This window comes from Arthrobacter sp. 10N44_2, from assembly GCF_056394385.1.
Genome location: NZ_JBFTHT010000015.1, coordinates 1 through 17,966, shown reverse-complemented (window position 1 = coordinate 17,966; position 17,966 = coordinate 1). Strand labels below are relative to the sequence as shown.

The 17,966-nt window shown below is 67.6% G+C and carries 16 protein-coding genes and 1 rRNA gene; 13 read left to right on the top strand and 4 right to left on the bottom strand.

The window, feature by feature from the left end; genetic code table 11:
- The first annotated feature begins 63 nt into the window (after nt 1-63).
- The 7 genes from AC1DBX_RS15395 (at nt 64) to AC1DBX_RS15365 (ending at nt 7,185) form a co-directional block, all read left to right on the top strand.
- Complete coding sequence (locus tag AC1DBX_RS15395; protein ID WP_476887981.1) at nt 64-1,359, top strand: acetylornithine transaminase; 1,296 nt, start codon at nt 64-66, stop codon at nt 1,357-1,359.
- The gene (argF, locus tag AC1DBX_RS15390) at nt 1,356-2,399 is read left to right on the top strand and encodes an ornithine carbamoyltransferase (RefSeq protein ID WP_476872817.1); all 1,044 of its coding nucleotides are present in this window, start codon (nt 1,356-1,358) and stop codon (nt 2,397-2,399) included. Before AC1DBX_RS15395 ends, argF begins: the two co-directional genes overlap by 4 nt.
- Nucleotides 2,399-2,929 (top strand): arginine repressor, encoded by a 531-nt coding sequence (locus tag AC1DBX_RS15385; RefSeq protein WP_079551248.1) that lies wholly within the window; start codon nt 2,399-2,401, stop codon nt 2,927-2,929. The genes argF and AC1DBX_RS15385 overlap by 1 nt, the downstream gene beginning before the upstream one ends.
- Before the next feature lie 107 nt (nt 2,930-3,036).
- On the top strand, nt 3,037-4,242 hold the full coding sequence (locus tag AC1DBX_RS15380) for an argininosuccinate synthase (RefSeq protein WP_028277269.1): 1,206 nt from the start codon (nt 3,037-3,039) through the stop codon (nt 4,240-4,242).
- Between the two features lie 5 nt (nt 4,243-4,247).
- Complete coding sequence (gene argH / locus AC1DBX_RS15375; RefSeq protein ID WP_476856405.1) at nt 4,248-5,675, top strand: argininosuccinate lyase; 1,428 nt, start codon at nt 4,248-4,250, stop codon at nt 5,673-5,675.
- A 178-nt stretch (nt 5,676-5,853) separates the two neighbouring features.
- Complete coding sequence (locus AC1DBX_RS15370) at nt 5,854-6,390, top strand: pyridoxine/pyridoxamine 5'-phosphate oxidase (RefSeq protein ID WP_476932164.1); 537 nt, start codon at nt 5,854-5,856, stop codon at nt 6,388-6,390.
- A 57-nt stretch (nt 6,391-6,447) separates the two neighbouring features.
- Nucleotides 6,448-7,185, top strand: coding sequence for a maleylpyruvate isomerase family mycothiol-dependent enzyme (locus AC1DBX_RS15365; RefSeq protein ID WP_230010643.1), 738 nt, complete (start codon nt 6,448-6,450; stop codon nt 7,183-7,185).
- Between the two features lie 91 nt (nt 7,186-7,276).
- Here AC1DBX_RS15365 and AC1DBX_RS15360 read toward each other — a convergent pair whose 3' ends face one another.
- Both AC1DBX_RS15360 and AC1DBX_RS15355 read right to left on the bottom strand, forming a co-directional pair.
- The gene (locus tag AC1DBX_RS15360) at nt 7,277-7,795 is read right to left on the bottom strand and encodes a methylated-DNA--[protein]-cysteine S-methyltransferase (protein ID WP_223917255.1); all 519 of its coding nucleotides are present in this window, start codon (nt 7,793-7,795) and stop codon (nt 7,277-7,279) included.
- Complete coding sequence (locus tag AC1DBX_RS15355; RefSeq protein ID WP_476932163.1) at nt 7,792-9,339, bottom strand: AlkA N-terminal domain-containing protein; 1,548 nt, start codon at nt 9,337-9,339, stop codon at nt 7,792-7,794. The genes AC1DBX_RS15360 and AC1DBX_RS15355 overlap by 4 nt, the downstream gene beginning before the upstream one ends.
- A 90-nt stretch (nt 9,340-9,429) precedes the next feature.
- Here AC1DBX_RS15355 and AC1DBX_RS15350 point away from each other — a divergent pair, with 90 nt between their 5' ends.
- Both AC1DBX_RS15350 and AC1DBX_RS15345 read left to right on the top strand, forming a co-directional pair.
- On the top strand, nt 9,430-10,131 hold the full coding sequence (locus AC1DBX_RS15350; protein WP_476932162.1) for a DNA-3-methyladenine glycosylase: 702 nt from the start codon (nt 9,430-9,432) through the stop codon (nt 10,129-10,131).
- Nucleotides 10,132-10,204: 73 nt separating this feature from the next.
- Nucleotides 10,205-10,852: a hypothetical protein gene (locus AC1DBX_RS15345; protein WP_476932161.1), complete on the top strand. Its 648-nt coding sequence runs from the start codon at nt 10,205-10,207 to the stop codon at nt 10,850-10,852.
- Here the strand turns inward: AC1DBX_RS15345 and AC1DBX_RS15340 are convergent.
- On the bottom strand, nt 10,849-11,475 hold the full coding sequence (locus AC1DBX_RS15340) for a GNAT family N-acetyltransferase (RefSeq protein ID WP_476932160.1): 627 nt from the start codon (nt 11,473-11,475) through the stop codon (nt 10,849-10,851). The genes AC1DBX_RS15345 and AC1DBX_RS15340 overlap by 4 nt on opposite strands.
- Before the next feature lie 187 nt (nt 11,476-11,662).
- Here AC1DBX_RS15340 and AC1DBX_RS15335 point away from each other — a divergent pair, with 187 nt between their 5' ends.
- The 3 genes from AC1DBX_RS15335 to tyrS all read left to right on the top strand — a co-directional run bounded on the left by AC1DBX_RS15335 (nt 11,663) and on the right by tyrS (nt 15,934).
- Nucleotides 11,663-12,184, top strand: a complete 522-nt coding sequence (locus AC1DBX_RS15335) for an adenine phosphoribosyltransferase (RefSeq protein WP_476932188.1) — start codon at nt 11,663-11,665, stop codon at nt 12,182-12,184.
- A gap of 147 nt (nt 12,185-12,331) precedes the next feature.
- Nucleotides 12,332-14,560 (top strand): HelD family protein, encoded by a 2,229-nt coding sequence (locus AC1DBX_RS15330; protein WP_476849486.1) that lies wholly within the window; start codon nt 12,332-12,334, stop codon nt 14,558-14,560.
- Between the two features lie 60 nt (nt 14,561-14,620).
- Nucleotides 14,621-15,934 carry a tyrosine--tRNA ligase gene (tyrS, locus tag AC1DBX_RS15325; RefSeq protein ID WP_230007239.1) on the top strand — a complete coding sequence of 438 codons (1,314 nt, stop codon included), beginning with the start codon at nt 14,621-14,623 and terminating at the stop codon, nt 15,932-15,934.
- A gap of 160 nt (nt 15,935-16,094) precedes the next feature.
- Here tyrS and AC1DBX_RS15320 read toward each other — a convergent pair whose 3' ends face one another.
- Nucleotides 16,095-16,298, bottom strand: coding sequence for a hypothetical protein (locus tag AC1DBX_RS15320; protein WP_476932159.1), 204 nt, complete (start codon nt 16,296-16,298; stop codon nt 16,095-16,097).
- A gap of 17 nt (nt 16,299-16,315) precedes the next feature.
- Between AC1DBX_RS15320 and AC1DBX_RS15315 the strand changes: the two genes are divergently transcribed.
- Nucleotides 16,316-17,842, top strand: a 16S ribosomal RNA gene (locus tag AC1DBX_RS15315).
- The last annotated feature ends 124 nt before the right edge of the window (nt 17,843-17,966 follow it).

The following is a 17,966-nucleotide window of genomic DNA, read 5'->3' as shown; positions in this document are numbered from 1 at the left end:
GCCTCCGGGGTCCCCGTCCGAGCTGGCGAGGAGGGGGTGAGTCCGGGGACGGGCGGGGCCCCCATCGCTGCGGAGACCGCCGCAACCACAATCGTTTCCAGCCGCAGCGGAGCCGAGTGGCTGTCCCGCTACTCCTCCTCCCTGCTGGGCGTCTTCGGCACCCCGCAGCGGGTCCTGGTCCGCGGCGCCGGCTGCCTCGTGTGGGACGCCGACGGCAAGGAATACCTGGACCTGCTCGGCGGCATCGCGGTGAACGCCCTCGGCCACGCCCACCCGTTCGTGACCTCGGTGATCTCCAGCCAGCTGGCCACCCTGGGCCATGTCTCGAACTTCTTCACGAGCCCCACCCAGATCGCCCTGGCCGAGAAGCTGCTGGAACTGTCCAAGGCCCCGGCCGGCTCCAAGGTGTTCTTCGCCAACTCCGGCACCGAAGCCGTCGAGGCGGCCTTCAAGCTGGCGCGCCGTAACAGTGGCGCCAGCCAGTCCGCGGCCGCGGAGAATACTGTCGCGGAAAAAACAGCGAAGCCGCGCACCAAGATCATCGCGCTCGAAGGCGCCTTCCACGGGCGCACCATGGGCGCCCTCGCGCTGACCTCCAAGGAGGCCTACCGGGCGCCATTCGCGCCGCTGCCCGGCGGCGTCGTGCATGTCCCGTTCGGTGACATCGAGGCGCTCCGCGCCGCCATTGATGAGACCACTGCCGCCGTCTTCCTCGAACCGATCCAAGGAGAGGCCGGCGTCCGGCCGCTGCCTGCCGGCTACCTCAAGGCGGCCCGCGAGGCCACGAGCGCGGCCGGCGCCCTGCTGATCCTCGACGAGGTCCAGACCGGCATCGGCCGCACCGGCAAGTGGCTGGCCAGCGAGGACGCCGGCATCGTGCCCGACGCCGTGACCCTCGCCAAGGGCCTGGGCGGCGGCTTCCCGGTCGGCGCGCTCGTCACGTTCGGCCCGGAAACGTCTGCTCTGCTGACTGCCGGCCAGCACGGGACGACCTTCGGCGGCAACCCGGTGGCCACCGCCGCCGCCCTCGCCACCCTGCACGTCCTGGAAAACCAGGACATCCTGGCCCACGTCCGGAACCTGGGGGAGCATCTGCGCGCCGGCCTCGCCGGAATCGCCGGCGTGACAGAGGTCCGCGGCGAGGGGCTGCTGATCGGCTTCGACCTCGACGCCGACGTCGCCCCGGGCGTCGTGGCCGCCGGCCTCGACGCCGGGTTCATCGTCAACAGCCCGGGCCCGCGCACCATCCGGCTGGCGCCCCCGCTGATCCTGACCACCGAGCAGGCAGACCTTTTCCTGGCCGCCCTGCCCGCATTGCTCGAGACCGCCAAGACCAACGCTGCAAAGGACGCCAAGTGACCGCCGCCGTGACCGCCTCAGTGCCCACCCGCCATTTCCTCAAGGACACGGACCTCAGCCCGGCCGAGCAGGCCGAGGTCCTCGAGCTCGCCGTCAGGATGAAGGCCGCGCCCTACAGCGTGCAGCCCTTCGCCGCAGACGGCAACGGCCGCCGGACGGTGGCCGTCATCTTCGACAAGACCTCCACCCGGACCAGGGTCTCCTTCGCCACCGGCATCGCGGACATGGGCGGCAACGCGCTCATCATCAACCCCGGCGAGGCGCAGATCGGGCACAAAGAATCGGTCGAGGACACTGCCAAGGTGCTCGAACGCATGGTCTCCACCATTGTGTGGCGCACCGGCGCGCACGCCGGGCTCGTCGCCATGGCCGAGAACTCCCGCGTTCCGGTCATCAACGCCCTGTGCGATGACTACCACCCATGCCAGCTCCTAGCCGATCTGCTGACCGTCAAGGAACACAAAGGCTCGCTCCAGGGCCTGACCATGGCCTACCTGGGCGACTCGGCCAACAACATGGCCAACTCCTACCTGCTGGCCGGCGTGACGGCGGGCATGAACGTCCGTATCGCCGGACCGGAGGGCTACCTGCCGTCGCCGGAGATCATCGCCGCCGCCGAGGACCGTGCCGCGGAGACCGGCGGCTCGGTGCTGGTGACGGTTGACCCCGCCGAAGCGCTCCTGGGCGCCGACGTCGTCGCGACCGACACGTGGGTGTCCATGGGCCAGGAGGCGGAGAAGGAAGCGCGGATGAAGCTGTTCCGCGCCTATTCCGTGGATGCCGACGCGATGAAGCTCGCGGCGCCGGACGCCGTCGTGCTGCACTGCCTCCCGGCCTACCGGGGCTACGAGATCGCCGCCGACGTCATTGACGGCCCGCAGTCGGTGGTCTGGGACGAGGCCGAAAACCGGCTGCACGCGCAGAAGGCACTCATGGCCTGGCTCATGCACCGCTCGGGTCTGGCAGTGGTTGACGGTCTGGCGCCAGTCGGTGGGCTCGCGCCACTCGATGGTCCGGCACCGGTGGGCGGACCGGCCTGATGTCCGTCCAGCCAGCCTCTCCTGGGGCCAGCCCGGCCACCAAGACAGCCCGGCAGGCGCGGATCACGGCGATTCTCACGGGCGAATCTGTCCGTTCCCAGGCCGAGCTCGCGGCGCTGCTCGCGGACGACGGCGTCCAGGTCACCCAGGCCACGCTGTCACGAGACCTCGTGGAACTCGGCGCCGTCCGGGTCCGCGGCAAGGACGGCGTGCTGGTCTACGCCGTCCCGGGGGAGGGCGGCGAGCGGGCGGCCAAGAGCGGCGTCACGCAGGAAATCCTCGACGCCCGGCTGACCCGGTTGTGCGGGGAACTGCTCGTCACCGCCGAGGCCTCCGCCAACCTCGTGGTGCTTCGGACCCCGCCGGGCGCCGCGAACTTCCTGGCCCTCGCCATCGACCACTCCGTAATGCCCTCGATCCTGGGCACCATCGCCGGGGACGACACCGTCCTGCTTGTCACCCGGGACCCCCTGGGCGGCGCGGACATCGCCGCACGCTTCCTGCAGTTCGCCGAGGAAGCCGGCCAATAAGCCACACCATGAGCCCTTCACAGGACCGGGCACCCGGGTGTGTGACAGGCTTGCAACAGAGCTTTTCCCAGACTTAATGCATCACCAAACAACTAAGGAGCATTTCCGTGACTGAGCGTATTGTTCTGGCCTACTCCGGTGGCCTGGATACTTCCGTAGCCATCGGCTGGATCGGTGAAGCCACCGGCGCCGAGGTCATCGCCGTGGCGGTCGACGTCGGACAGGGCGGCGAATCGCTGGAGACCATCCGCCAGCGCGCGCTGGGCTGCGGCGCCGTCGAGGCCTACGTCGCCGACGCCAGCGACGAGTTCGCCAACGAGTACTGCGTGCCCACGCTGAAGGCCAACGCCCTCTACCAGGGCCACTACCCGCTGGTCTCCGCCATCTCCCGTCCGGTGATCGTCAAGCACCTGGTCAAGGCCGCCCGCGAATTCGGCGCCACCACCGTCGCCCACGGCTGCACCGGCAAGGGCAACGACCAGGTCCGCTTCGAAGTCGGCATCCAGACCCTCGGCCCGGACCTTAAGTGCATCGCCCCGGTCCGTGACCTCGCCCTGACCCGCGACAAGGCCATCGCCTTCGCCGAGGAAAAGGGACTGCCGATCGAGACCACCAAGAAGAACCCGTACTCGATCGACCAGAACGTCTGGGGCCGCGCCGTCGAAACCGGCTACCTCGAGGACATCTGGAACGCCCCCACCAAGGACATCTACGACTACACCGCCACCCCGGAATTCCCGCCGGCACCGGATGAGGTCACCATCTCCTTCGAAGCCGGCGTGCCGGTCGCGATCGACGGCGTCAAGGTCACCCCGCTGCAGGCCATCAAGGAACTCAACCGCCGCGCCGGTGCCCAGGGCGTGGGCCGGATCGACGTCGTCGAGGACCGCCTCGTGGGCATCAAGTCCCGCGAGATCTACGAGGCACCGGGCGCCATGGCGCTCATCACCGCGCACAAGCACCTCGAAGACATCACGATCGAGCGCGAGCAGGCCCGCTTCAAGGCGACCGTCGGCCAGCGCTGGGCCGAGCTGGTCTACGACGGCCAGTGGTTCTCGCCGCTCAAGCGCTCCCTCGACGCCTTCATCGAGGACACCCAGAAATACGTCTCCGGCGACATCCGCATGGTGCTGCACGGCGGCCAGGCGATCGTCAACGGACGCCGCTCCGAGACCTCGCTCTACGACTTCGACCTTGCCACGTACGACACCGGCGACACGTTCGACCAGTCGATGGCGCGCGGATTCATCGAGCTGTGGGGCATGTCCGCCAAGGTTGCCTCCGGCCGCGACATCCGCGTCGCAGGAGAGTAGCCCCTGTGGCTGAGCAAAAGTCTGAGGCTACAAATACGGGAGCGCTGTGGGGCGGCCGGTTCGCCGGCGGCCCAGCGGACGCCCTCGCCGCGCTGAGCAAGTCCACGCACTTCGACTGGCGGCTGGCCCGCTACGACATCGCCGGGTCCAAGGCGCACGCCCGCGTGCTGCACAAGGCCGGGCTGCTGGACGACGCCGAACTGGACGGCATGCTGGCCGCCCTGACGCAGCTGGATGAGGACGTCGCCTCCGGAGCCTACCTGCCGGCCGAGTCCGATGAGGACGTGCACGGTTCGCTCGAGCGTGGCCTGATCGAGCGCGCCGGTACCCAGCTTGGCGGCAAGCTCCGCGCTGGCCGGTCCCGCAACGACCAGGTGGCCACCCTGGGACGGATGTTCCTGCGCGACCACGCCCGGATCATCGCCCGCGGCGTGCTCGCCACGATTGACGCTCTCGTGGACCAGGCCAAGGCGCACAAGGGCGTGGCCATGCCCGGCCGCACCCACCTGCAGCACGCCCAGCCGGTACTGCTCAGCCACCACCTGCTGGCCCACGCATGGGCGCTGCTGCGCGATGTGCAGCGGCTGGCCGACTGGGATAAGCGCGCCGGGGTTTCGCCCTACGGCTCCGGTGCCCTGGCGGGCTCCTCGCTCGGCCTGGACCCCGAGGCCGTCGCCGCGGACCTGGGCTTCTTCTCGGCGACGCACAACTCGATCGACGGCACCGCCTCCCGCGACGTCTTCGCCGAGTTCGCCTGGATCACGGCCATGATCGGCGTGGACCTGTCCCGGGTCTCGGAGGAAGTGATCCTGTGGGCCACGAAGGAATTCTCCTTCGTCACCCTGCACGATTCCTACTCCACAGGCTCCTCGATCATGCCGCAGAAGAAGAACCCGGACGTGGCCGAACTCGCTCGCGGCAAGGCCGGCCGGCTGATCGGCAACCTGACCGGGCTGCTGGCCACCCTGAAGGGCCTGCCGCTCGCGTACAACCGCGACCTGCAGGAGGACAAGGAACCGGTCTTCGACGCCGCCGACACCCTGGAGGTCCTGCTCCCGGCAGTCTCCGGGATGATCGCGACGCTGAAGTTCAACACCGAACGGATGGAAGCGCTGGCTCCCCAGGGTTTCGCCCTGGCGACGGACATCGCCGAATGGCTGGTCCGCCAGGGTGTGCCGTTCCGCGAGGCGCACGAGCTCTCCGGCGCCGCGGTCAAGCAGGCCGAAAGCCGCGGCGTCGAGCTCTGGGACCTCACGGACGAGGAATACGCCGCCATCTCGGAACACCTGACGCCGGAGGTCCGCACGGTCCTGTCCACCGAGGGTTCGCTCAACAGCCGGAACTCGCAGGGCGGCACCGCACCGGCCGCCGTCGAACGCCAGCTGCTGGCCCTCGAGGGTGAGCTCGCCGGTGCGCGCGAGTACGCGGGCTAGTTAGCACACGCGAGAGGGTTCCCTGGCCGAGCTTGCGAGGCTACGGTGCCGGTGGGGAGTTCCGGCAGCGTCTCGGTCGACGCTCCTGCATTGCCTGCAGGAGCGTCGGCGGATTTCTTGCCAAAAGTGAGGGAGCGTTGTGCGTTTGCCGCCGAAAACTCCCCGCTAGCATTGCGACATGAGCGAATCGTTCCGCCAACTGCTGCGTGCCCTGCCCGACTTCCCGGAAGTGCTCCCGGACTTCGATCCTGCGGCGGCGCCCGCGGACCCCGCGGAGCTGTTCCGGCTGTGGCTGGACGAGGCCCTGGCGGCCGGGGTGCCGCAGCCCAACGCGTGCAGCCTGGCCACCGCCGATGAGCACGGCCGGCCGTCGTCGCGGATGCTGATCCTGAAGGACATCGACGCCGACGGCTGGCACTTCGCAACCTCCAGGGAATCCCGCAAGGGCAAGGAACTCACGGCCAACCCGCATGCGGCGCTGAACTTCTTCTGGCAACAGCAGGGCCGCCAGGTCCGCGTGGCCGGGGACGTCGTGGAGCTGTCCGCGGAAGCCTCGGCCGCCGACTGGCGGGCCCGGCCCGGCGCCGACGGCAGCGAAAATGCAAACAATGAAAACACAGACTGGCAGCTCTACGCCCTCCGGCCGCGCGAAATCGAATTCTGGCAGGCCCGGCACGACCGCCGGCACATCCGGCGCCGCTACGCGCCCCGCTGACCGGGCATCGCTCAGTTAATCCGACTTAATCGGGTGGCTCGGTTTAGGATGGGCGCCATGACCTCAATCACACCAGAGAACCTTCGGGCAGAACTGCACCGCGCCGCCGGAGTCGTGGCCGGAATCGCCGCGAAACTGACGGAACAGGACATCAAAGCGCCGTCGGAACTGCCCGGCTGGAGCCGCGGCCACGTGCTGGCCCACATCTGCGGGATTGCCAACGCGATGGGCCGGCAGCTCGAATATGCCGCCCGCGGCGAGGGCGTCGAACTCTATGACGGCGGCTTCGAGGGGCGGAACCGCGCCATCGAGATGGCGGCCGGCCACAGCCTCGCGCAGCACCGGGCCGACCTCGACGCGGCGTTGGACCGGGCCCTGCGCGCCTTCGACTCCCTCGACGCGGCCGGCTGGCGTGAGCCCATCACCTACCGCGGGGGAGTCGTGTTCGACGGCGGCCTGGCACTGTGGCGCGAACTCGTCATCCATGCCGCCGACCTCGGCACCGGCCACGGACCGGAAACCTGGAGCCGCCCGTTCTGCGGGCACCTTTTCGATTTCCTCTCCGCGCGGGTACCCGAGGGCCAGCGCTTCGTGTTGCAGCCGCTTGGCCTGCCGGCGGTAGCCATCGGGAGCGGCGGAACATCGACCGTGATCAACGGCATGCTCACGGACATCGCCGCGTGGCTCGCCGGCCGCAACCCCACCCTCGGCAGCCTGCGCGCCACCGCCGCGGCCGACGGCGTCGACCTTCCGAAGCTGCTGCCCTGGCCTGCCGGCGTTCCGGTCAACAACTGAGCCCGCCCGGGTCCGGCAGGCCGTCCCTCGCACACGGTGCGCCGGTCAACAACTGAGCACGCCCGGGCCCGGCAGGCCTATGGAATAAGGCCTAGGGCCGTGCCGTCGCGAGGGCTGCTTCGCGTTCCCGGTCCAACAGGCTGCCCTTGACGGCCAGCCCCCAGCGGAAGCCGCCCAGGGTCCCGTCGGTGCGGATGACGCGGTGGCAGGGAACAAACAGTGCCGCCGCGTTGAAGGCGCAGGCACTGGCCGCCGCCCGGACGGCCTTGGCGTTGCCGGACAGCTCCGCATACTCCGTGTAGGTCACCGGGCGCCCCGGCGCGACCGTGCGCAGCACGTCCCAGGCATGGCTGCGGAACGGACCGGACTTCTGCAGCACCGGCACCCCCATGGCCGGCTCCGGATCGCCGGCATAGAACGCCTCCACGGCTTCGGAGATCCCGCCGAGCCCGGTGACGGTCTCGAATTCGGCCGGAAGCAGGTCAGCGTGGATCTGGCCGGTCAGCTCGCCGGGAACGGCGGTCCAGCCCGACGACAAGACAGCCCCGTCCCGGGCAATGATGGTGAACGGACCGTCCGGGGTGGACATGGTCAACAGCTGGGCTTTCATGGTTTCGCTTCCTTCGGAGTCTGCTTCGGAGTCTGCTTGTGGTTCTGCGTTGGAGCCTGCCTCGGCGGCAGGGACGGCTTGCGCGCCGCGGCCTGGGCAGCCGCTGCTGCGCGCCACAGGTGCATGGTGGCGTAGGAGCGCCAGGGGCTGACCTCACGGAAATCCGGGGTAAGTGTGGCGCCGTCGGGGGTCTCGGCGAGTGAACGGATACCGTTGCGGACCGCGGCGTCGTTGGCCAGGAACACATCCGGCGCGCCGATGACCCGCATCGCGACGTATCCCACGGTCCACGGCCCGACGCCGGACAGGGGCAGGAGTTTGGCCTCCAGCCCCTGCACGTCATCGCCGTAGCCGAAGTCGAGGTCGCCCGAGGCCATCGCCGCCGCGGCGTCCCGGACAGCATCGATCCGCCGCTGCGGGCCTCGGAGCAGTTCGAAGCCGGTCCCGGCGATCTGCTCGGCCGTCGGGAAAAGCCGGTGGAGGCCGTCGTCGGGCACCAGGCTCGCGCTTCCGACCGCGGAAAGCTGGACCAGGGCGGTCCGCGCGGCGGCCACGGTGATCTGTTGGCCGATCATCGCCCGGATCAGCAGTTCCTGCGGATCAACGGCGCCGGGCATCCGCATGCCCGGCGTGCGCGCCACCGCGGCGGCCAGCCGGGAGTCGGCCTCGAGGGCGGCATCGATGGCGACCGGATCGGCGTCCAGGTCCAGCAGCCGGCGGACCCTGCTCAGCAGGGCGGCCAGATCCCGGAGGTCGACGGCGCCGATGGTCAGCACGAGCGGACGCCCGGGCGCGCCGGCGTCGTAATCCACGCGGAAGCGGGCATCGCCGTGCGTCAGCCGCAGGGTCCGGGCGTAGGAAGTGGAGGTACCTTCCTCGATCCCGGGGATGGCGCGGACTGCCAAAAAATCAAAGACGCCCGGGTCGAACGGTTCGCGGTACGGAAGGTTGAGTGTGAGCGCTGTGGTCGCCGCGGGGGAGCGGTGATGCCTGGCTGTGGCCCGGAGCGCGGAAGGCGTCATCGCAAAGACCTCGCCGATGGTCTCGTTGAACTGGCGCACGCTGCTGAATCCGGCGGCGAAGGCGATGTCCGAGACTTTCATGGCGGTGGAGACCAGCAGGGTGCGGGCGGTCTGGGCGCGGCTCGCCCGCGCCAGGGACAGCGGGCCGGCGCCGAGTTCGTGGCTGAGGATCCGGTTGAGCTGGCGCGAGGAGTATCCGAGCCGGGCCGCGAGCCCCTCGACGCCGTCGCGGTTGATCACGCCGTCATTGATGAGCCGCATGGCCCGGCCGGCGATATCGGAGCGCACGTTCCAGGCCGGCGTACCAGGCACGGCCTCGGGCAGGCAGCGTTTGCACGCACGGTAGCCGGCGTCGTGCGCCGCGGCGGACGTTTCATAGAAGGTGACATTGTCCGCCTTGGGCGTCCGCGCGGGGCACGAGGGCCGGCAATAGATGCCGGTGGTCCGGACAGCTGTGTAGAACTGCCCGTCGAATCGGGTGTCCCGGGCATCGATTGCCCGGTAGCGCTGCCAGAAGTCCATCACCCCATCCTGCCAGCTTCGCGGAACAGCTGCTAGCGGAATTCGGACACGGCCGTCCTCTCCTTCGGCGGTGTTTGTTAAAGTCTGAGCATGACTTCCAGCCCGCTTCCTGCCGAGTCCGGCACGGAGTCCGGCGCGGCCGAGTCCGTCCGCGAGCTGCTTTCGGCCGATGCCCGGCACGTGGCGCCGCTGATCCTCGGCGCGGTGCTGACGCACGACGGGCCCGGCGGATCCGTCTCGGTTCGGATTACCGAAGTGGAGGCATACCTGGGCCCGCATGATTCGCACCACCCTGACCCCGGGTCCCACACCTTTCGCGGCCAAACGGCCCGCAACGCCCCGATGTTCGGCCCGGCCGGCCACCTCTACGTGTATTTCACGTACGGGATGCACCATTGCGCCAATATCGTGTGCGGGCCCGAGGGCGTGGCATCGGCGCTCCTGCTGCGGGCCGGCGAAGTGGTCGCGGGACATGAGCTGGCGAGGGCCAGGCGGCCGACGTCGAAATCGGATGTCGACCTCGCGAGCGGGCCTGCCCGGCTGGCCACCGCGCTGGGACTGACGACGGCGGACAGCGGGCGGAATGCCCTCGCGCCGCCGTTCCGGCTGGAACCGGCCGCGTACCCGCCGGAGGGGGTCGCCGCGGGCATCAGCTCCGGTCCGCGCGTCGGCGTCTCCGGCGACGGCGGCAGCCACGAGTACCCCTGGCGGTTCTGGCTCAGCGGCGACCCGACCGTCTCCCGCTACAAGGCAGCAAAGCCGGCAAAGGCGCCAAGCGCCCGCGGCGCGTGAGGTAGCGGGCACTGTGTGCGCCCCGTTCCCGCGCCCTGATGCCGGCACGTGTGGTGGGGGATGATGGAGCAGTATGGGCGAGGGAAAGCGCGGAAAACCGGGCAGTGAGCTGGAGCGGCTCCAGATCTTCGCGGAGCTGGCCACCGAGTACTTCCGCATGGTGGAACTGTTCACCCCCGACTGCGGGCAGGTCGCGGCGGACTCCGTCGAAGCAGAGCGCCGGCACTGGATTGAGCTCTTCCGCGCGGCCCTGCTGCGCAAATTCATCGTTCCCGAAGAACACGTTTCGCTCAAACTCGTGGTGCGGGCGCTGCGCCTGTGCAACTACTCGGCGGACTCCCGGCTAGCCCAAGGCGCAGCGGAAGCGGCCGGGATGTTCACCAACGGGATGATCCGGGACCGCGAGGCGCTGATGGCCGAAATCGCCCTGGCCGACCATGACTTGTTCGAGGACGTCCTCTATGGACGGCTCCTTCACGGTGACGCCGACAGGTTCCGCCGGTCCGGATGGGCCGGGGACTACGCCCGGCTGAGCCGCGTGGCAGCCGGTCGGTTCGACGCCGAACGCGCGCTCCGAAAAGCGCTGGACATCGTCTCCTACGGGCTTGCCAACGAACTCCTGCGCCCGCCGGAACCGGACTCCGTGCCTCCAGATGCCGGGCCTCCAGATGCAGTGCCTCCCGTTCATCCGGACGCCTTGCCTCCGGCGGCAGGGGATTAGGGGTTCCAGGTTGCTGCGAAGCTGCCCAGCGAGTAGCCGGCGCCGACGGCGAAGGGGGCGAGCCGGCGCCGCAGGTCCTCGCGCACGTGCGGCCACTCCTGCGAGAGGATCGAGAAGACGGCGGTGTCCGCGCGTCCCCCGCCCGGCGCCGCGCGGTGGCCGCGGAGGACCCCCTCGAATTGTGCGCCGAGCCGTTCGATCGCCGTCGCGCTCCGGGTGTTGCGGGCGTCGCAGCGGAAAGCCACCCGGTCCACTTCCAGTACCTCATAGGCGTAGGCGAGGAGCATGTGTTTGCTCGCCGGATTGACGTGGCTGCCCCAGAACTGCCGCCCGTAGAATGTTCCGCCGATTTCCAGGCGTTGCTGGTCCGGAACGTAGTCGCGGAGGGACGTCGTGCCCAGCAGGGCGCCGGTGCGCCCGTCCGTCACGGCGAACGGGATGGTGGCGGGATCCTCCAGCCGTGACCGGAACAGCGCCGCCAGCTCGCGGGCCGTCCCCGGCATCGGTGCCGCCATGCCTGCCCACATGCCGGCGTCCACAAAATCGAAGAGGCCCGCCGCATGGTGCGGGGCCAGCGGAACCAGCCGAACCCCATGGCCGGAGAGGACGATTTCGTGTCGCATTCGAGCATTTAATCACCGGCGGGATGGACAGGAGCTGCGAATCCGGCACCGACAGCGTGAACATTCGATGGCCGGCGGGTTGCGGCGGAGCCGCCGGCCCGGAAGGCCGGGGCCCGGGAGGCTTCCCGCTACCAGCCAGTAAGGTGGATGGGTGAATCAAAGCGACCCGAACCAGACGACGACCGCAATGCCGGCGGATGAGCTGATCAAGAGCCTGTGCGCCACCATCCCGGACTATCCCAAACCCGGGGTCAGCTTCAAGGACCTGACCCCGGTGTTCGCCGACGGCGCCGCCTTCGGGGCCGTCGTCGATGCCCTGGTGGGACCTTTCCAGGGCCAGTTCGACGCCGTCGCCGGAGTGGAGGCCCGCGGCTTCCTGCTCGCGGCGGCCGCCGCCTACGCCACCGGGACCGGGGTCATCACGGTTCGCAAGGCCGGCAAGCTTCCGCGCGAGGTGTTCTCCGAGGACTACGCACTGGAGTACGGCACCGCCACCCTTGAGCTGCACACCACGGACCTGGCGCCGGGGAGCCGGGTGCTGATCCTCGACGACGTGCTCGCCACGGGCGGCACGCTCGGCGCCGCGGCGCGGCTGTTCGAGCGGTGCGGGATCCACGTGGCCGGCATCGGTGTGGTCATGGAACTCGACGATCTTGGCGGCCGCACGGCCCTGACCGGCCACAACGTCCGGTCCCTGTTGCGGATCTAGCGGGCCTGCCGGGCTGGACCATCCGGGACGTGTCGGTAGAATTCCCTGACGAAGACTGCCTTGGCATTGTTCGGCGACATGCAACAGCCGTGCCGCCGAAATGGCTGTAGAATGGTGGGTCTGTCTTTTTCGATAGGGGAACGTTCGATGCACGACGCTGATTTGGCCCATGAACGCGACTATGTGGCCGGACTTTACGCCCGGCTCGATGAGTTGCGGGCGGAGAAGCGCACCCAGCTGGCCCAGGTGCGCCGGGCCGGTGCCGTGGGCACCATGCAGAACGTTTCCGAACGTGATGCCTTCGCCGCCCTCTACGAGGACCGCCTCGCCCAGCTCGACGCCGTCGATGACCGGCTCGTGTTCGGCCGCCTGGACCTGGATTCCGGGGAGGCCCAGTACATCGGCCGCATCGGCTTGACCACCGAGGACCTGCAGCGGCTCATGGTGGACTGGCGTGCGCCCGAGGCCGGCCATTTCTACCAGGCCACGGCGTTCGACCGGCAGGGCGTCCGCCGCCGCCGCCACCTGATCCTGCAGGGCCGCGAGGTCAAGGCAATCGAGGATGACGTGCTCGACGCCGGCATGCTCGCCGACAACGATTCGCTCCAGGGCGAGGGTGCCCTGCTGGCTGCCCTGAACTCCAAGCGGACGGGCCGGATGTCAGACATCGTCGGCACCATCCAGTCCGAGCAGGACCGGATCATCCGTTCCTCCATCTCCGGCGCCCTCGTGGTCCAGGGCGGCCCGGGCACGGGCAAGACCGCTGTCGCCCTGCACCGCGCCGCGTACCTGCTCTACACGCACCGGGACCGGCTCAAGAGCGCCGGCGTCCTGCTGGTGGGGCCGACGTCGTCCTTCATGAAGTACATCGAACGCGTGCTGCCCTCGCTCGGCGAGACCGGCGTCGTCATGGCGAGCCTGGGCCGGCTGATGCCCGGGATCACCGCCGTGGCCGAGCCGGACTCCGCAGTCGCCGCCATCAAGGGCCGGCTTGACATGGCCGAGGTGGTCGCCAACGCCGTGGCCAACCGGCAGCGCATTCCGGCCGGAAACCGGACCCTTGAGGTGGACGGCCGCAAACTGGTCCTCACACCGAGGCAGGTCCGCCGCGCCAAGGAGAGGGCGCGCGCCACGGGCAAACCGCACAACGAGGCCCGCGTCTCCTTCGTCAAGATCCTGCTCCGCGAATTGACCGAGCAGATGACGGAGCTGGTGGAGGCAGGCAACATCGGCAACAACGCCGACCGCTCGTACCTGGCGGAGGATGTCCGCTCGGCCCGGGATGTCCGGATCGCCCTGAACCTGTGCTGGATGCCGATGACCCCGGAGAAACTCGTGGGGGAGCTGCTCAGCAAGCCGGCCATCCTCGAGGCATGCACCCCGAACCTCAGCCCGGAAGAACGCGCGCTGCTGCTCCGCCCGGCCGATTCGCCCTGGACCGAGTCCGACGTTCCGCTGCTGGACGAGGCTGCCGAATTGCTCGGCGAGCTTGATGCCGCCGCCGGGCGCGGCCTGGCGCAGCAGGAACAAGACCGGGCCCGCGACCTGGCCAACGCCAAGCAGACCCTGGTCAACATGGAAACCGCCGGTGTGGACGTCCTTGTCACGGCCGAAGACCTGGTGGACCAGAACCAGGAGCGTGAGACGCGGCTGACCGCTGCAGAGCGTGCCACCACGGACCGTTCCTGGGCCTTCGGGCACATTGTGGTGGACGAAGCGCAGGAGCTGTCACCCATGCAGTGGCGGCTGCTGGTCCGCCGCTGCCCGCTGAAGTCCTTCACGATCGTGGGCGACATCGCGCAGACCAGTTCTGTTGCCGGTGCCAACTCCTGGCACAGCGCCCTGGGCCCCATGTTCGGCGACCGCTGGCAGCTCGAGGAGCTGACCGTCAACTACCGCACCCCGTCCCAGATCGCCGAGGCCGCTGCCCGCATGGCGACCGCGGCCGGATTGGTGGTTTCGGCGCCCAAGGCCGTGCGGGAAGGGCGCTGGTCCCCGGTCATCGACAAAGTCGGCCAGGGCCAGATCGTCAACAAGCTCGTCGAGGTGCTTCCGGAGGAACTGGACGCCATCGAGGGCGGCCTGCTGGCGGTCATCGCCGACGGCGGCCTTCTCCCCGAGGCCAGCGCGGCACTGCGGGCCGTGTACGGCCACCGGGTCGGGACGGGCGCCGGGAGTTACGCGCAGGACATCGTGGTGATCAGTCCCCGCGAGGCGAAGGGGCTGGAATTCGACGGCGTCGTGGTCCTGGAACCGACCGACATGCTCAACCACGAGCACGGCCGGGTGGGTGACCTGTACGTGGCCATGACCCGGCCCACCCAGCGCCTGCGGCTCATCGCCGCCGCCGGAGTCCCGGCAGGCATCGAGGAGTAGGCCCGGGCCGGCGGGCGTCACCTGCGCTGCGGCCCGGTTGATCCTGCTAACTTAGATTCCGTGTCCCAGCTAAATATTCTCGATGCCCAGCAGAACGATCCCAGCTTTGCCAATATCTGGCAGGAGCTGAAATGGCGCGGCCTTGTCCACGTCTCCACGGATGAGGCGGAGCTCGAAAAGCTCCTCGCCGGCGACCCCGTGACGTATTACTGCGGCTTCGATCCGACCGCGCCGAGCCTGCACCTGGGCAACCTGGTCCAGCTGCTGCTCATGCGCCGGATCCAGTTGGCCGGCCACAAGCCACTCGGACTCGTGGGCGGCTCCACGGGCTTGATCGGTGATCCGCGTCCGACGGCGGAACGCACCCTGAACACCAAGGACACCGTGTCCGAGTGGGTGGGCTACCTTCAGGCCCAGGTCCGCCGGTTCCTGAGCTTCGAGGGCGACAACGCGGCCCGGATGGTCAACAACCTGGACTGGACGGCGCCCCTGAGCGCCATCGACTTCCTGCGCGAGATCGGCAAGCACTACCGTGTCGGCACCATGCTCCGCAAGGACGCCGTTGCCTCCCGCCTCAGTTCCGACGAAGGCATCAGCTACACGGAGTTCAGCTACCAGATCCTGCAGGGCATGGACTACCTTCAGTTGTTCCGCGACTACGGTTGCATGCTGCAGACCGGCGGCTCGGATCAGTGGGGCAACCTCACCAGTGGCACCGAGCTCATCCGCAAGGTTGAGGGCAAGCACGTCCACGCCCTGGGAACGCCGCTCATCACCAACTCTGACGGCACCAAGTTCGGCAAGAGCGAGGGCAACGCGATCTGGCTGGATCCAACCATGTGCAGCCCGTACGCGTTCTACCAGTTCTGGCTCAACACGGCGGACGCCGACGTCGCGGACCGACTCAAAGTGTTCACCTTCTTGAGCCGCGCCGAGATTGAGGAACTGGAGCTCGCGATCGCCGAACGGCCTTTCGCCCGCGAGGGCCAGCGAAAGCTGGCCTACGAGGTGACTTCGCTCGTCCATGGCGTGGACGCCACCGAGAAGGTCATTGCGGCTTCCGCCGCGGTGTTCGGCAACGGCGACCTCTCCGTACTGGACGAAGCGACACTGAAGGCGGCGACCTCCGAGCTGCCCTCCGCCACGGTTGACGCCGGCGCCCTGGGCATCATCGAGCTGCTGGTCGCCTCCGGTCTGTCTGAGAGCAAGTCCGCCGCACGCCGCACTGTGGGGGAGGGCGGGGCCTACGTCAACAATGCGAAGGTATCTGACCCGGACGCCGTTATTGCGGCCAGCGAGTTGCTGCACGGGCGCTACCTGCTTCTGCGCCGGGGCAAGAAGAACCTGGCAACAGTGGAAGTCGCCGCGCCCTGACCAGCACGGGATCCTGACTGGTAGCGGATCCCGACTGGTACCGAAAACGCACCCGCACGCTCCTTCCCGGCCGATTTGCACGGCCGGGGAGGAGCGTGTATTGTTTTCTGAGTTGCCGCCGTTGAGTGGTGACAAACCCCCACAAATGAGAAGCAATTCTTCATGCGCCAGGCGCACATAATGAAAATTGCTTCAATTCTGCTGGGCGGATTCGCTCCGCAAAGCGAAATTCCGATGAAAATCGCGAATTTGCAAAGTGGAAATGAATGAAATAAGCTGTAAACATCGCAGCGAAGAAAAGCGAAATAGAGAATTCATGGAAATGAATTGTTTCGGCAAGTATCCCGTTTTCCCGGGGGCGCATGTTGTGTCTGTTTTACTTCAACGGAGAGTTTGATCCTGGCTCAGGATGAACGCTGGCGGCGTGCTTAACACATGCAAGTCGAACGATGATCCGGTGCTTGCACCGGGGATTAGTGGCGAACGGGTGAGTAACACGTGAGTAACCTGCCCTTAACTCTGGGATAAGCCTGGGAAACTGGGTCTAATACCGGATATGACTCCTCATCGCATGGTGGGGGGTGGAAAGCTTTATTGTGGTTTTGGATGGACTCGCGGCCTATCAGCTTGTTGGTGRGGTAATGGCTCACCAAGGCGACGACGGGTAGCCGGCCTGAGAGGGTGACCGGCCACACTGGGACTGAGACACGGCCCAGACTCCTACGGGAGGCAGCAGTGGGGAATATTGCACAATGGGCGCAAGCCTGATGCAGCGACGCCGCGTGAGGGATGACGGCCTTCGGGTTGTAAACCTCTTTCAGTAGGGAAGAAGCGAAAGTGACGGTACCTGCAGAAGAAGCGCCGGCTAACTACGTGCCAGCAGCCGCGGTAATACGTAGGGCGCAAGCGTTATCCGGAATTATTGGGCGTAAAGAGCTCGTAGGCGGTTTGTCGCGTCTGCCGTGAAAGTCCGGGGCTCAACTCCGGATCTGCGGTGGGTACGGGCAGACTAGAGTGATGTAGGGGAGACTGGAATTCCTGGTGTAGCGGTGAAATGCGCAGATATCAGGAGGAACACCGATGGCGAAGGCAGGTCTCTGGGCATTAACTGACGCTGAGGAGCGAAAGCATGGGGAGCGAACAGGATTAGATACCCTGGTAGTCCATGCCGTAAACGTTGGGCACTAGGTGTGGGGGACATTCCACGTTTTCCGCGCCGTAGCTAACGCATTAAGTGCCCCGCCTGGGGAGTACGGCCGCAAGGCTAAAACTCAAAGGAATTGACGGGGGCCCGCACAAGCGGCGGAGCATGCGGATTAATTCGATGCAACGCGAAGAACCTTACCAAGGCTTGACATGGGCCGGACCGGGCTGGAAACAGTCCTTCCCCTTTGGGGCCGGTTCACAGGTGGTGCATGGTTGTCGTCAGCTCGTGTCGTGAGATGTTGGGTTAAGTCCCGCAACGAGCGCAACCCTCGTTCCATGTTGCCAGCGCGTAATGGCGGGGACTCATGGGAGACTGCCGGGGTCAACTCGGAGGAAGGTGGGGACGACGTCAAATCATCATGCCCCTTATGTCTTGGGCTTCACGCATGCTACAATGGCCGGTACAAAGGGTTGCGATACTGTGAGGTGGAGCTAATCCCAAAAAGCCGGTCTCAGTTCGGATTGGGGTCTGCAACTCGACCCCATGAAGTCGGAGTCGCTAGTAATCGCAGATCAGCAACGCTGCGGTGAATACGTTCCCGGGCCTTGTACACACCGCCCGTCAAGTCACGAAAGTTGGTAACACCCGAAGCCGGTGGCCTAACCCCTTGTGGGAGGGAGCTGTCGAAGGTGGGACTGGCGATTGGGACTAAGTCGTAACAAGGTAGCCGTACCGGAAGGTGCGGCTGGATCACCTCCTTTCTAAGGAGCACCTACAACCACCCTGCCGGGCGTTATGYSSGTGTGGTGGGGTTGTCAGGAGTACGCCCGTTGCGCAGACGCWAGTTCTGCGGCGGGTGCTCACGGGTGGAATATCAACAAATAG